The organism is Streptomyces sp. NK15101, assembly GCF_020400725.1.
In the GTDB taxonomy this organism is placed as follows: domain Bacteria; phylum Actinomycetota; class Actinomycetes; order Streptomycetales; family Streptomycetaceae; genus Streptomyces.
In genome coordinates this window covers 1-13,950 of record NZ_JAINVG010000002.1, presented here as the reverse complement: position 1 = coordinate 13,950, position 13,950 = coordinate 1, and the positions used below count along the sequence as shown (strand labels likewise).

General features: G+C 74.0%; 15 protein-coding genes. 4 read left to right on the top strand and 11 right to left on the bottom strand.

Features of this window, described 5'->3' with window-relative positions; translation table 11 throughout:
- The first annotated feature begins 11 nt into the window (after nucleotides 1-11).
- A complete protein-coding gene (locus tag K7G60_RS01225; protein WP_225798875.1) occupies nucleotides 12-512 on the top strand; it encodes an NUDIX hydrolase in 501 nt (166 codons plus the stop codon).
- Nucleotides 513-608: 96 nt separating this feature from the next.
- A complete protein-coding gene (locus K7G60_RS01220; protein WP_225798874.1) occupies nucleotides 609-1,409 on the top strand; it encodes a VOC family protein in 801 nt (266 codons plus the stop codon).
- Nucleotides 1,410-1,450: 41 nt separating this feature from the next.
- On the opposite strand, the gene K7G60_RS01215 is transcribed toward K7G60_RS01220, so the two are convergent.
- The 6 genes from K7G60_RS01215 to K7G60_RS01190 all read right to left on the bottom strand — a co-directional run bounded on the left by K7G60_RS01215 (nucleotide 1,451) and on the right by K7G60_RS01190 (nucleotide 7,536).
- Nucleotides 1,451-3,040: a hypothetical protein gene (locus K7G60_RS01215; RefSeq protein ID WP_225798873.1), complete on the bottom strand. Its 1,590-nt coding sequence runs from the start codon at nucleotides 3,038-3,040 to the stop codon at nucleotides 1,451-1,453.
- Nucleotides 3,041-3,175: 135 nt separating this feature from the next.
- A complete protein-coding gene (locus K7G60_RS01210) occupies nucleotides 3,176-3,370 on the bottom strand; it encodes a hypothetical protein (RefSeq protein WP_225798872.1) in 195 nt (64 codons plus the stop codon).
- Between the two features lie 269 nt (nucleotides 3,371-3,639).
- On the bottom strand, nucleotides 3,640-4,737 hold the full coding sequence (locus tag K7G60_RS01205; protein ID WP_225798871.1) for an acyl-CoA dehydrogenase family protein: 1,098 nt from the start codon (nucleotides 4,735-4,737) through the stop codon (nucleotides 3,640-3,642).
- Nucleotides 4,734-5,915: an acyl-CoA dehydrogenase family protein gene (locus tag K7G60_RS01200; protein WP_225798870.1), complete on the bottom strand. Its 1,182-nt coding sequence runs from the start codon at nucleotides 5,913-5,915 to the stop codon at nucleotides 4,734-4,736. Before K7G60_RS01200 ends, K7G60_RS01205 begins: the two co-directional genes overlap by 4 nt.
- Entirely contained in the window at nucleotides 5,912-6,880 is a 969-nt protein-coding gene (locus K7G60_RS01195; RefSeq protein ID WP_225798869.1) for an NADPH:quinone oxidoreductase family protein, read from the bottom strand. Before K7G60_RS01195 ends, K7G60_RS01200 begins: the two co-directional genes overlap by 4 nt.
- 68 nt (nucleotides 6,881-6,948) lie before the next feature.
- A complete protein-coding gene (locus K7G60_RS01190) occupies nucleotides 6,949-7,536 on the bottom strand; it encodes a helix-turn-helix domain-containing protein (protein ID WP_225798868.1) in 588 nt (195 codons plus the stop codon).
- A 67-nt stretch (nucleotides 7,537-7,603) separates the two neighbouring features.
- On the opposite strand from K7G60_RS01190, the gene K7G60_RS01185 reads away from it, so the two are divergent.
- Both K7G60_RS01185 and K7G60_RS01180 read left to right on the top strand, forming a co-directional pair.
- A complete protein-coding gene (locus K7G60_RS01185) occupies nucleotides 7,604-8,569 on the top strand; it encodes an NAD(P)/FAD-dependent oxidoreductase (RefSeq protein WP_225798867.1) in 966 nt (321 codons plus the stop codon).
- A 97-nt stretch (nucleotides 8,570-8,666) separates the two neighbouring features.
- Nucleotides 8,667-9,440, top strand: a complete 774-nt coding sequence (locus K7G60_RS01180; RefSeq protein WP_225798866.1) for a VOC family protein — start codon at nucleotides 8,667-8,669, stop codon at nucleotides 9,438-9,440.
- An 85-nt stretch (nucleotides 9,441-9,525) separates the two neighbouring features.
- Here the strand turns inward: K7G60_RS01180 and K7G60_RS01175 are convergent, their stop codons facing one another.
- From K7G60_RS01175 to K7G60_RS01155, 5 genes are all read right to left on the bottom strand, one after another.
- A complete protein-coding gene (locus tag K7G60_RS01175) occupies nucleotides 9,526-9,789 on the bottom strand; it encodes a hypothetical protein (protein ID WP_225798865.1) in 264 nt (87 codons plus the stop codon).
- 48 nt (nucleotides 9,790-9,837) lie between these two features.
- Nucleotides 9,838-10,590 carry a PIG-L deacetylase family protein gene (locus K7G60_RS01170; protein WP_225798864.1) on the bottom strand — a complete coding sequence of 251 codons (753 nt, stop codon included), beginning with the start codon at nucleotides 10,588-10,590 and terminating at the stop codon, nucleotides 9,838-9,840.
- Complete coding sequence (locus tag K7G60_RS01165; protein ID WP_225798863.1) at nucleotides 10,587-11,519, bottom strand: SIS domain-containing protein; 933 nt, start codon at nucleotides 11,517-11,519, stop codon at nucleotides 10,587-10,589. The genes K7G60_RS01170 and K7G60_RS01165 overlap by 4 nt, the downstream gene beginning before the upstream one ends.
- Before the next feature lie 105 nt (nucleotides 11,520-11,624).
- Nucleotides 11,625-12,743: a substrate-binding domain-containing protein gene (locus tag K7G60_RS01160; RefSeq protein WP_225798862.1), complete on the bottom strand. Its 1,119-nt coding sequence runs from the start codon at nucleotides 12,741-12,743 to the stop codon at nucleotides 11,625-11,627.
- Nucleotides 12,744-12,858: 115 nt separating this feature from the next.
- Nucleotides 12,859-13,950 (bottom strand): alpha/beta fold hydrolase (locus tag K7G60_RS01155; RefSeq protein WP_225798861.1); only part of this gene is annotated, 1,092 nt, incomplete at its 5' end.

The window sequence follows — 13,950 nt, the reverse complement described above, 5'->3', positions numbered from 1 at the left end:
AGACAGGGCCCATGACGACCGCAGATCACGCCGCCACCGCCCGCCGCAACACCGAGCCGCCGTCCGCCGGAGCCTCGCTCGGCGCGGGGGTCGTGGTGACCGACGGGGCCGGGCGGGTCCTCCTGGGCCTGGACCGTTCCGGGGTGTGGGAACTGCCGGGCGGCAAGGTCGGACCGGGCGAGTCGATCGAGGAGGCGGCGGTGCGCGAGCTGGCCGAGGAGACGACGCTGCTCGCCGACGCCGCCGACGTGGAGGTCGTCGGGCTGCTCCTGGACACGGTGACCTCGACGCGGCTGACCCGGATGACCGCGGCCACCGTGGTGCGCGGCTTCCGGGGCGTGCCCGCCGTGGCCGAGCCGGACAAGATCGAGCGCTGGGAGTGGACGGACCCCGACCGCCTGCCGGAGGCCCTGTTCCTGCCGTCGGCGCAGGTGCTCAGGGTGTGGCGGCCCGGGCTCCCGATCCCCGACGGCCCGTTCCACCGCTACGGCCTGAGCCGGCTGCCCGACTGAAGCCGGCGCTCCCGGTGCGTCACCGCGCGAGGCCCGGCGACCGTGGCTAGCGTGACACAGGAACACATCATCGAATCCGAAGTGGGAGTCACCGTCATGGCCGCACGACCTGAAGGCACACCGGTCTGGACCGACGCGATGTACACCGACGTCGAGGGCGCCAAGACGTTCTACGGCGATGTGCTCGGCTGGACCTTCGGCGAGGCCTCCACGGAATACGGCAACTACACGCAGGCGTACAAGAACGGCAAGGCGGTCGCGGCCGTCGTCCCGCCGATGCCGGGACAGGACGGGGAGCCGCGCTCGGCCTGGTGTCTGTACTTCGCCTCGCCGGACGTCGCGGCGACGGCGGAGAGGATCCGGGGTGCGGGCGGCACCGTCCTGATGGAGCCGATGCGGGTCGGCGACTTCGGTTCCATGTGCATCGCCCAGGACCCGGCGGGCGTCGCGTTCGGCGTCTGGCAGCCCGGTGCGCACGAGGGCTTCGAGCGGGAGGGCGAGCCCGGCTCGTACGCCTGGGCCGAGGTCTTCACCCGGGAGCCCTCGAAGTCCGACGCCTTCTTCACCGAGGTCTTCGGCTACGGCTCCAAGAAGATCAAGGACGAGCACATGGACTACCGGGTCTTCGACGTCGGTGGCGAGCGGCCGGTGCTCGGCCGGATGGTGATGTCGGACGAGGACTTCCCGCCGGAGATCCCCTCGTACATCCAGGTCTACTTCGCCGTCGACAACTGCGACCTGGCCGTCGACCGGGCCGTGGCGCTCAAGGGGCAGAAGGTGTTCGGGCCGATGGACAGCCCGTTCGGCCGGTTCGCGGCGATCGTGGACCCGCAGGGTGCCGCCTTCGCCGTGATCGACCAGAAGACGACCGTCGGGGACCTGCCCGAGTTCGAGTGAGCGGTGCGGCGCGGCGCCACGGGGCGCCGCGCCGCCGTGCGTCAGGCGGTGTCGCGGACGGCGACGATGCCGTTGAAGACCCCCACGTACGCGGTGCCGTCGGGGCCGATGGTGATCGGCGCCCAGTTGTTGTCGTAGGCGAGGCCGGTGCCGGTGAAGCGGGAGAAGGCGCGCCGCCCGGTGCGGAAGTCGACCGCCGTGAGGTACCAGGCGTCGATGCCCCAGGCGTTGGGGCGCTTCTCGTAGAAGTAGAGCAGTCCGTTGGCGGTGGAGAGCTTCGGGACCGTGGAGGGCGAGCGGACGTCGCTCTCCCAGACGGTGTCGCAGCCGCTGCCGTCGGCGCGGACGTCGATCCGGGTCGCGCCGCCGACGACGCTGCGGCCGAACAGGAGCGTACCGGGGTTCTCGTAGCCGTAGTTGTTCTCGACGACGAGGCTGTCACCCCAGCTGATCAGGGAGTTGTCGGTGGTGGAGGCGCCGGGGCCGAAGACGGGCACCTTGCAGACGAGCCGCTCGCCGGCGGGCACGTCGGCGCCCCTGCGGTAGACGAGGACGTTCATGCGGTCGTCGGCGTTGTCGGTGATGGCGACGTACCGGCCCCGGGTGCCGAAGAGGTCGGGGGTGGTGCCCGAACCCTGGTTCACCGAGCCGGGCTTGGTGCCGGTCCCCCGGTCGTACGTCTCGCGCCACTGGACGCGGGGGACGCCGTCGGCGTCGGCGCGGAAGGCGTACAGGGCGTGGTCGGTGACGATGGAGACGCCGTCCTCGGCGACGGAGAAGGAGTTCTGGATCTCCTCGCCGTCGAGCCGGATCACGCGCAGGGCTCCCGTCGCGGGGTCTACGGTGCCGACGCGGCCGAGGCGGGTCACCCACCAGATGCGGCCGTCCCAGTCCGGCATGACGGAGGTGACGGGGTCGCAGGCGCCGCTGGGGAAGAGGTTGGTCCAGGTGACGCAGTCGTGCGGCACGAGGGAGGTGAGGTCCCAGTCGTCCTCGACGGTGAACTCCCAGGCGCCGTCGGCGTTCTGGCGGTGGGCGACGCGCAGGACGTGCTGCCGGGAGTCGGCGAGGACGACCCGGTCCCGGTCGTCGAGGTAGAAGTAGGCGCCGCCGGAGGTGTCCTTGAAGATCTTCTCGAAGTCGAGGCGGGTGATGGCCTCGACGGTGGAGGAGCGCTGCGGCAGCTGGTACTCGGCGAGGGTGTCCAGGGTGCGCGGGTCGAGCAGCTTCAGGAGGAATCCGCTGAAGGTGCCGCAGACGGTGACGAGGCGGCCGCCGGCGTCGAAGGTGACGGTGGCGCACTCGCCGCCGACGGCGGCGATCTTCTCGCTGTCGACCCGCGGGTCGCGCCCGAGCGGCCCGGACCAGGGGTGGGTGCCGCTGCCGGCGCCGTCGGCGTGCATGCCGCTGCGGCCGTTGGGGGCGAGGTACGGGTGCTGGGGCGGCGCCTCGCCGGGCACGGGCCGCGCGGTGGCGGGGGCGCCCTCGTAGGGGGCGACGAGACGGTGACCGGGGGCGAGGGGTATCTCCTCGGCTTGGGCGACGGGCGCGGAGCCCGCCAGAAGGGTCGCCGCGAGCGCGGCGACCAGCGCGAGCGCGCGTGCTCGGCTGCGGGGCGGTGGGGTGGTCAAGGCGGCTCCTCGGGTCCTGACGTGTGTCGCGCCGGCGGCCGACGCTAGGACCGAGTCCGTGAAATGTACATGGAACTGCCCTGTGTTTCATGGGCGGTTCACAACAGTTCACGGGAGTTCACGGAGCCGTGACGATCACGGCCTGAGGCTGGAGACCACGTTGGCGGTGGCTGCCACGCCGTTGTGGATGGTGGGCGCCATGCTGGTGCCGGCGAGGAAGAAACCGAGCAGGGCGCAGACCAGTGCGTGCGTGACCTTCAGACCGCCGTTGCGCAGGAAGATCACGGTCAGCACCAGCAGTAGCACCACGACAGAAATGGAAACGGCCATCGCTCTCACGTCCCTCCGTCGCCGCACCGGAATTGCGGCGTTCGGCGGACAGTGTGGCGGAACGCACGGTCCGTCCGGGCGTATGGCGGGGCGTCCATACGGGTGAGATTCGGTCAGGGGGCGGTGACCGGGCGGTCCTACCGCCCGACCGCGCGGCCGCACCGGCGGTGCCGCGGCCGCCGCACCGCGGGCGGGTCGGGCGGTCATCGTGTCCGCACCCCTCCCGGGGACCGGTTCGACGGTGCGTGGAGGGGTGCGGACACGGGGCCTCACTCGGGCGCGGGCAGATCCGTCAGAGCCGCGATCGCGTCCTGGTGGCGGCCCGCCGAACCCAGCGCGATCTGGTCGGACTTGGCCCGCTTCAGCGCCAGGTGCGCCGGGTGTTCCCAGGTCATCCCGATCCCGCCGTGCAGCTGCACGCACTCCTCCGCGGCGCGGACCGCGACCTTGGAGCAGTAGGCCTGGGCCACCGCCACGGTCAGCGGGGCGTCCGGGGCGCCGGTGGCGAGGGCGTCGGCGGCGGCGCGGGCCGCGGCCCTGGCCCCGACGAGGTCCAGCCAGAGCTGGGCCATGCGGTGCTTCAGGGCCTGGAAGGAGCCCACGGGCCGGTTGAACTGGTGACGCTCGCGGGTGTGCCGGACGGTCTCCTCCAGACACCACTCGGTGAGCCCGAGCTGCTCGGAGGCGAGCAGCCCCGATCCGGCGAGGAGTCCGCGCCGGACGGCCGCGCGGGCGGTCTCGCCGTCGGCGAGCCGGGTGCCCCCGGCGTCTCCGGCGTCGACGACCGCCAGGGGTCGGGTGAGGTCGAGCGGGGTCAGCGGGGTGACGACGGCACCGGCGGCCGGGACCGCGTACAGCCCGTCGGGGCGCGGGACGAGGAACACGTCGGCGGCGGCCGCGTCGGCGACCCCGCGCACCGGCCCTCCCGAGGTGTCCGGCGCCGGATGCGGCGCGGTCGAGAACGGTACGGCCAGGACCGCGACGCGCTCGCCGGAGGCGAGCGAGGCGAGCAGCTCGGCCGCGGGGCCGCCCTGCCCCGCGAGGCCGAGCAGCGTCTCCGTGGCCACCACCGCGCTCGTGAGGTACGGCAGCGGCGTCACCGCGCGGCCCAGCTCCTCCAGGACCACCGCGGCCTCGCGGTGGCTCGCGCCCTGGCCGCCGAGCTCCTCGGGGACGAGCAGTCCGGCGGCACCGATGTCGCCCGCGAGGGACTTCCAGAGGCCGGGGACGTACGGGTCGTCCGTCTCGATCCGGTCGAGCAGGGTCCGATGACCCGCCCGGTCGGCGAGCAGGGCGCGGACGGCGGCCCGCAGGTCGTCCTCGGTCTCGGAGTACAGCAGGTCGAGCGCTTGCGTCGGTGAGGTCATCGGGCGAGGTCCTTCCAGGCGACGTCCTTGTCGTTGCGGGGCTCCGGCGGCAGGCCGAGGACCCGCTCGGCGACGATGTTGAGGAGCACCTCGCTGGTCCCGCCCTCGATCGAGTTGCCCTTGGAGCGCAGATAGCGGTATCCGGCGTCCCGGCCGGTGAAGTCGACGAGTTCGGGGCGGCGCATCTCCCACTCGCCGTACAACAGGCCCTCGTCGCCGAGGAGTTCGACCTCCAGGCCGCTGATGGCCTGGTTGAGGCGGGCGAAGCCGAGCTTCATCGCGCTGCCCTCGGGTCCGGGTTGTCCGGCGACGAGCTGCTGGCGGAGGCGTTCGCCGGTGAGCCGGGCGACCTCGGCGTCGACCCAGAGGTCGAGGAGGCGCCGGTGCAGCTCGTGGGTGCGCAGCTCGGGGCGCTCGCGCCAGGTCGCGGCGAGCTTCCCGATCATTCCGCCCTCGCGTGGGATGCGGGCGCCGCCGATGGAGACCCGCTCGTTCATCAGGGTGGTCTGGGCGACCCGCCAGCCGTCGCCGGCCTCGCCGAGGCGGTGGGCGTCGGGGATGCGGACGCCGGTGAGGAAGACCTCGTTGAACTCGGCCTCGCCGGTGATCTGGCGCAGCGGCCGGACCTCCACCCCGGGGTCGGTCATGTCGCAGACGAAGTAGGTGATGCCCCGGTGCTTGGGGGCGTCCGGGTCGGTGCGGGCGATGAGGATGGCCCAGCGGGCGATGTGGGCGCTGGAGGTCCACACCTTCTGTCCGTCGACCACCCAGTCCTCGCCGTCGCGTACGGCGCGGGTGCCGAGCGCGGCGAGGTCGGAGCCGGCGCCGGGCTCGCTGAAGAGCTGGCACCAGACCTCCTCGCCGACCCAGAGGGGCCGCAGGAAGCGCTTCTTGACCTCTTCGGAGCCGTACTGGAGCAGGGTGGGGGCGGCCATGCCGAGGCCGATGCCGATCCGGCGCGGGTCGTTGTCGGGGGCGCCCGCGGCGGCGAGTTCGGCGTCGACGACGGCCTGGAGCGCGCGGGGCGCGTCGAGCCCGCCGAGGCCGACGGGGTAGTGCACCCAGGCGAGCCCGGCGTCGAAGCGGGCCTTCAGGAAGTCGGTGCGGTCGGTCGTGGCGGGCGGGTGCTCGGCGAGCAACCGCCGCGTGCGGGAGCGGAGTTCCTCGGCGTCGGTCATGCGTGGGCTCCTTCCGGGAGGACGACCAGGCGGCCGGTGGTGGTGCCGTCGGCGACGCGCTGGACGGCGTCCGCCGCGGCCGCGAAGGGGACGCGTTCGCCGATGAGCGGCTTGACGATCCCCTTCGCCGCGTAGGCGGTCAGGGTCTCGTGGCAGCGGCCGATGGAGGCCGGGTCCTTCGCCGCGTACAGCCCCCAGTGGAGGCCGAGGATCGAGTAGTTCTTCACCAGCGCGTGGTTGAGGGCGGGGGCGGGGACGTCGCCGCTCGCGAAGCCGACGATCACGATCCGGCCCTCGAAGGCGACGCACTTGGCGGACTGCCGGTAGGCCTCGCCGCCGACCGGGTCGTAGATCACGTCGGCGCCCCGGCCGCCGGTCGCGGCCTTGACGGCGGCGACGACGTCCTCGGAGCGGCGGTCGATCACCAGGTCGCAGCCGAGGGCGCGGGCGACGGCCGCCTTCTCCGGGCCGCCGACGACGCCGATGACGGTGGCGCCGGCCGCCTTGCCGAGCTGGACGGCGGCGCTGCCGACGCCGCCCGCCGCCGCGTGGACGAGGAGGGTCTCGCCCTCCTGCAGGGCGGCGCGGCGGTGCAGGCCGAACCAGCCGGTCTGGTAGCCGATGTGCAGTGCGGCGGCCTCCGCGTCGTCGAGCGCCTCCGGGGCGGGCAGGAGCCCGGCGGCGTCGGCGAGGACGTACTCGGCGAAGCCGCCGTGCGGAAGGGCGGCGGTCGTGATGACCCGGCGCCCGTCCTCGGTCTCGGCGCAGACCTCGACGCCGGGGGTGAAGGGCAGCGGGGGCCGCACCTGGTAGTGGCCGCGGCAGAGCAGCGCGTCGGGGAAGTTGACGTTCGCCGCGCGGACCCTGAGGAGGACCTGGCCGTCTCCGGGCGCGGGCGGTTCCACCTCTTCGCGGCGCATCACCGCGCGCGGTTCGCCGTTCTCGTACACACGCCATGCCTGCATCCGGAATGCCTCCTCCGTACCGAGCGGTCGGTGGCATACTAAGCGGTCGCTTGTCTCGGGGGAACCGGTCAGCCGGACTTCTTGGGGCGCGCCCGGACGTGCATGCGCTCCCCCTGCGGCCCGAACAGGCTCAGGAACTCCACCGGACCGTCGGCCGTCGGCCCGAACCAGTGCGGGACGCGCGTGTCGAACTCGGCCGCCTCACCGGCGGTCAGCACCACGTCGTGCTCGCCCAGGACGAGCCGGAGCCTCCCGGAGAGCACGTACAGCCACTCGTACCCCTCGTGCACCCGGGGCTCCGGCGCCTCGTGCGCCTTCTCCTGGATCACCTTGTACGCCTGGAGCCCGCCGGGCTGCCGGGTCAGGGGGTACATCGTCCGTCCGTGGCGCACGATGGGCTTGGCCTTGACCCGGGGGTCGCCCACCGGCGGGGCCCCGACCAGCTCGTCCAGGGGGACCTGGTGGGCGCGGGCGAGCGGCAGGAGCAGTTCGAGGCTGGGCTTGCGCTGTCCGGATTCCAGCCGGGACAGGGTGCTCACGGAGATGCCGGTGGCGGCGGAGAGCTCGGCGAGCGTCACCCCGCGGTCACGGCGGACACGGCGGAGCCGGGGGCCGACCTCGGTCAGCACGGCGTCGATGCGGTCGTCTTCGGTCATGGCGTCAGTCTTGCAGAAACGGCAAGGATTCTTGCCGCACGTTCACCGACGGAGCCACTCTCCCCCCATGAACGAGAACACTCCTCCCCTCTCAGGCACGTACGACGCGGTGGTGATCGGCGGCGGCGCGGCCGGACTGAGCGCGGCGCTCATCATGGGCCGCTCACGGCTGCGCGTCCTGGTCGTCGACGCGGGTGAACCCCGCAACGCCCCGGCCGCCCACATGCACGGGGTCCTCTCCCGCGACGGAGCGAGCCCCGCCGACTACCTGGCGGCCGGCCGCCGCGAACTCGCCGCGTACGGCGTGGTCGTGCGGGACGGTCGGGTGAGCGGCGCGGCACGGGACGGCGACGACGGCTTCCGCGTGTCCCTGGCGGACGGCACGCGCGTGCGCGCGCGGCGGCTCGTGGTGACCACCGGGCTCGTCGACGAGCTGCCCGAGATCGACGGCGTGGCGGAGCGCTGGGGCCGGGACGTGGTGCACTGCCCGTACTGCCACGGCTGGGAGGTCCGCGACCTGCCGTTCGGGGTGATCGCCCACCCCGACATGCCCGCACACCAGGCACTGATGGTCTCGCGGTGGTCCAGGGACGTGACGCTCTTCCTGCACACGGCCGGCGAGCTCTCCGCCCGGGACGCCGCGCTGCTCGACGCGGCCGGGGTCGAGGTCGTGACCGGCGAGGTCGCCGGGCTCGCCGTCGAGGAGGACCGGCTGACCGGCGTCCGGCTCTCCGACGGGCGGTTCGTCCCGCGCTCGGTGGTCTTCGTCGGGGCGCGGCGCCTCTCCGCCCGGGACGCGGTGCTCAGGGAGCTGGGCGCGGAGCTGCGCGAGACCCCGTTCGGGGAGTTCGTCGCGGTCGACGAGACGGGCCGGACGAGCGTCCCCGGCGTCTGGGCGGCCGGGAACGTCACGGGCCCGCAGGAACAGGTGGTCAACGCGGTGAGCCGCGGCTACCGGGCGGGCGTGGCGATCGGCAACGAGCTGCTGCTCGCCGATCTCGAAGCGGCGGCGGCCCGTCGGCCGGCCGGATGAAAGAGGGCGATTGCGGCTGCGCCGCGCGGGGCCGCAGGTGAGGATCGGCCTTGGTGACCACATTCGGCCACGGACGACACAAGGACGGGACACCTCCATGCTCGGTACGCAGTTCACCAAGGGCTCCCCCAACTGGATCGACCTCGGCAGCCCCGACACCGAGGCCGCCGCCGCGTTCTACGGCTCCGTCTTCGGCTGGGAGTTCCGTTCGGCGGGCCCGGACGCCGGCGGCTACGGCTTCTTCCAGCAGGGCGGCGCCACGGTCGGCGCGCTCGGGCCGCTCGACGGGGACGCGCGCAGCGCCTGGACGGTGTACTTCCAGACCCCGGACGCGGACGCCACCCAGAAGGCCGCCGAGGCCGCGGGCGGCCGTGTGCGCGTCGAGGCCTTCGACGTCATGGACGCGGGCCGCATGGCCTGCCTCACCGACCCGGCCGGCGCCGAGTTCGCCGTCTGGCAGCCGGGCAGGGTGCGGGGCCTGGAGCGGACCTCCTCCGCCAACACCCTCCTCTGGGCCGAACTGCACGTCCCCGACCCGGAGTCCACGCTCGACTTCTACCGGACCCTGTTCGACTGGCGCTGGTCGGAGATGGACGCACCCGGCATGACCTACCGCGTCGTCTCCACCGCCGAGGGGGACCAGGAGGAGGCCTCCTTCGGCGGAGTGGCGGAGGCCCAGGAAGGGATGACGCCCACCTGGATCCCGTACTTCGCGGTCGAGGACGTCGACGCCATCGCCCTCTCGACCCAGGGCAACGGCGGCTCGGTCCTGATGCCCGCCGCCGACATTCCCGGCGTCGGCCGCATCGCCTGGCTCGCCGACCCCTTCGACGCGATCTTCGCGGTGCTGAAGCCCGCGCCGAGGGGGTGACCGGTCGGCCCTCGCCTCAGCGGCTGCGCGCGCAGCCGCTGAGCACCGAGCAACAGGGCGTCCCAGCCGGCCGGTCCGGGCACGGTCAGCAGCTCGGCGAGTACCTGGTCCCCTGGTGGACGAGGAGCAGGGTCTGTTTGACCGGCGTCAGGCGGACCTCGGACCAGATGTGGCTCCGGATGCGGTCGGCACCGTGCCGGAACTGCAGGCCCCGACCGGTCAGGCGCAGCGCGAAGCGGCTCTCCTCCAACGGCCTGCCCGGCCGTCCGTCCACCACGGGAGGGCGGACGGCGTACTCGCCCGGCAGGACCTCTCCCGATTCGAGTGCTGCGTCACGGGCTCCGGTCACCCGCCCGACCGTCCTGCCCCCGTGGAACGGACGAGCCCCCAAGGGGCCCTATCGGCCGAAGAGTTCGAACGTCACCGCCGGCCGGTCGCCGAAGCGGGCCGAGGCTCGGGACGTCGCCGTGGTCAGGAAGGTGCGGACGTACTCCTCGGGGTCCTCGTCCGTCAGGGCCTCGATGTAGGCGCGGTGGCAGAGGAGGGAGCGGACCGCCCGGTCCAGGCCCGGGGTCGCGTCGACCGCGTGGGTCGGCGTGCTGGAGGCGGCGACCGCGACCCAGCGGACGCCGTTCCAGGGCTCCAGGCCCTCCTCGGTCAGTTCGGGGAAGATCCAGCGGTTCCCCGCGTCGGCGGCCGCGTCCAGCGTGGCGCGGCCGACGGCCAGGTGGTCCGGGGTGTTCCAGGGCGCGCCCGGGCCCCCGCCCCAGGTGTCCCGGTGGTTGAGGGTGATCACGAGCTCCGGGCGGTGGCGGCGGATCGCGGCCGCGATGTCGCGGCGCAGGCCGAGCCCGTACTCGATCACGCCGTCGCGGTGGTCGAGGAACTCGACGGTGTCCACGCCGACGACGGCGGCGCTGTCCCGCTGCTCCCGCTCGCGGAGCGGCCCGCAGACGTCGGGGGCGAGGGTGTCGATGCCGGCCTCGCCCCGGGTCGCGAGGACGTACGCGACCTCCTTCCCCCGGTCCGTCCAGGCGGCGACCGCCGCCGCGCAGCCGTACTCCAGGTCGTCGGGGTGGGCGACGACGCACAGCGCGCGCTGCCAGTCGCCGGGCATCTCCAGAAGGTCCGTGGCATCCGTGTCGATCATGAGCGCAGGATACGGGTCGCGTCCGACACCGTGGGGCGGAACGCTCCGGCGAGGATCACCGACCGTGAAACGTGGCGCGGGCGGTCCGGGTTGAGGCCGCGCCGGGCCGCGAGGGCGACCGCGAGCCGCTGGGCGCGGACGAGGGCCGCGACCGGATCGATCGCGTCGGCGGCGAACAGGGCGCCGGTGGACTCCACTTCGTCCCGGAGGCCGGCCGGGGCCGGGCCGAGGCAGCAGACCAGGCTCGCCCGGTCGCTGATGCTGATCGGACCGTGGCGGTACTCCATCGCCGCGTACGACTCCGTCCAGGCACGGGCCACTTCGCGCAGCTTGAGCGCCGCCTCGTCGGCGAGCCCGACGGTCCAGCCTGTGCCGAGGAAGGTGAACTGACCGCGCCGCTCCCAGGCGGCGGGCAACTGCTCGTACAGGACGAGTTCGGCGTCGGCGATCGCCGGTCCGAGGTCCACCCCGAGCCCGGCGCGCAGGAGTTGGAGGGCGGTGGTGGCGAACCGGGTCTGGACGACGGAGCGTTCGTCGGCGAAGCCCAGGTCGACGATCCGGTCGGCGAGGCGCCCGGCGGGGCTGTCGGGGACCCCGGTGACGACGAGCGCCGGGACGCGGCCGGCGGCGCGGGCGAGCAGGTCCACGACCTCCGTGGTGGTGCCGGAGCGGGTGAGGGCGACGATCCGGTCGTAGCCGCGGCCGAGCGGGGTCGCGTCGGAGGCGGGGAACGCGTCGGTCTCCCCCGCGCCGAGGGACTCCCGCAAGGCCGCGTAGGCGCGGGCGATGAAGTACGAGGTGCCGCAGCCGACGACCGCCACGCGCTCGCCGCGGGCCGGCAGCAGGCCGGTGTCGCGGTCGGCGATCTCGGCGGCGCGGCGCCAGCAGTCGGGCTGGCCGGCGATCTCCGCGCTGACGTGGGTGCTCATGGTCCGGGTCCTCTCCTCGCAGGGGCCCTCACGGGTCCGGACCGAGTTGTATCCGCACGCGGACGGAGCACACCATGAGCAATTCGCGCTCATTGCTTGGACTTTTCACACGGCTCCCCGGGTCCGTCCGCCGCAGGAGGCCCGGACCACGAGGCGCGGTCTCAGCTGCACCTGGTGGAGCGGGGCCGCGTCGCCCTCGGCGAGCCGCCGGAGCAGGATCTGCGCGGCGAGGCGGCCGAGCTGGTACTTGGGGGGCGAGACGGCCGTCAGCGGGGTCTCGGCGACATCGGCGAACTCGTTGTCGTAGCTGATCAGGGCGAGCTCCTCGGGCACCCGGAGCCCGGCGCGGCGGGCCGCTCCGAGCAGCAGGGCGGCCTCCCGGTCGCCGAAGCAGAGCGCGGCGGTCACCCCGGCGGAACGCAGCGCGGCGAGCGCCCGGTCGGCGCGGTCCGGGTCCCAGCGGGCCATCACGTCCCGCTCGTACGCCGGGGCGGCGGGCAGGCCGAGGTCGGTGAGCGCGCGGGCGAAGCCGGACTCGATGGGCGCGGTGGTGGGCGCGTCGGTGCGGGCGACGAGCCCGAGCCGCTCGTGGCCGAGGGCGCGCAGGTGGCGCACGGCGTCGTAGGCGCCGCCCTCGTGGTCGGTGCAGACGTGCTCGGTGGGGTCGCCCGGACCGTGGGCGGCGAGCCGGCGTTCGACGAGGACGGCGGGGACGGGCAGGGCGAGGAGCTCCTCGGCGCGCCGGCCCGGGTCGGTCGCGGTGTGCAGGCTGGGGACGAGGAGGAGCCCGTGGACCCCGGCGGAGAGGAGCCGTTCGACGGCGGCGTCCTCCTCGGCGGGGTCGTAGTGCGAGCAGGCGAGGACGAGCCGGGCGCCGGCCGCCGCGAGTTCCTTCTCGATGCCCTGCAGGACGCGGGGGTAGTAGAAGGCGGTGTCGGGGACGAGGACGCCGACGATCCGGCGGTCGGCCCGGTCCCGCTCGGGCCGGTGGGCGGAGAAGGTGCCCGCGCCCTGGCGCCGTTCGACGAGGCCGAGGGCGACGAGGTCCTCGTAGGCGCGGCGGACGGTGGTGACGGAAAGACCCGTCTCGGTGGCGAGGGCCCGCTCGGTGGGGAGCTTGCTGCCGGGGGGCCAGGTGCCGTCGAGGATGCCCCGCCGCAGTTCCGCCATGAGGGCCCGGAACTTCAGCTCCCGGCCGGAGGCCGGTGTCTCGCGTGCCGCCATCCGGCCCCCTCGTGCCGCGGGCCGGGCGCGCCCCGGCCCGCCCGCGTCCGACGTCGTGCGTCATTGCTGATCGATTGCGCGCCGAATCCTATGCCGCTCCGCCGGGACCGTCCGGTCAGATCTCGTCCCGGGCGAGGGCGAGGAGCCGGTCGAGGACGCGCGGCCCGCCGGCGCGCACCCCGTCGTGCTCGAACTCGTCGGTCACCCAGGTCCGCAGGCCGCGCACGGCGCGCGCGGTCTCCAGGGAGTGCGCGGTGTCGACGTACATGTCGTCGTGGTAGACGGCGGCCGCCACCGGGACCCGGTTGGCGGCGAGGCGCTCGGGGTCGTACAGCGGGGTCCAGTCGGTGCGCGCGGCGAGCAGTTCGGCGGTCTCGCGGAGCGGGCGCAGGGCGGGGTCGGTGGTGAAGTGCCAGGGGTGGACGGTCTCGCCGGTGAAGAGCAACGGTGCGCCCTCGGCGAGCGCCGTGCGGGCGTCGAACTCGGGGTGTTCGGCGCGGACGCGCTCGGCGGCCCAGTCGGTGGGGCCCCGGCCCTGGGCGTAGATGGCCTCGTGGAGCACGGCGTACAGCGGGTGTCCGGCGTACGAGAGGTGCGCCTGGACCTGCTCCAGGAAGGCGTCGGAGAGCTCGTGCCCGCCCGGGGTGGGCACGAAGGCGCCTTCCAGGAGCAGATGGAGCTGGTGGGTGCCCTCGCCGGAGCCGAGGAGGATGCCGAGGGACTGGAAGGCCTCGACGGTGAGGAGGCCGCCGCCGGGGAGGGTGACCTCCCGGTCGAGGAGGTGGGCGGCGATCGCACGGGCCCGTTCGGCGTCCTGGGGGTAGCGGGCGAAGTGGGCCTCGTTCTTCCGCCGGACGCGGGGGTACGCGGCGCGGTAGACCTCGTCGGCGGTGGCGTCGAGGGAGGGCAGGCCGCCGGTGACGAGGACGGTGTCCAGGCCCTCGGGTGCGGTGGAGAGGTAGTGGGTGGCGCAGAAGCCGCCGAAGCTCTGGCCGAGGACGGTCCAGGGGGCGCCGCCGGTGAGGCGGCGCCGGATCAGCTCGCAGTCCTTGACGATGGAGTCGGCGCGGAAGTGGGCCAGGTAGTCCGCCTGCTCGGCCGGACCGCCGCGCAGCGGCAGGGTCTGACGGTTGGCGGGGGTGGAGCGGCCGGTGCCGCGCTGATCGAGGAGGAGGACGCGGAACTCCTTCACGGCGCGGCCGAGCCA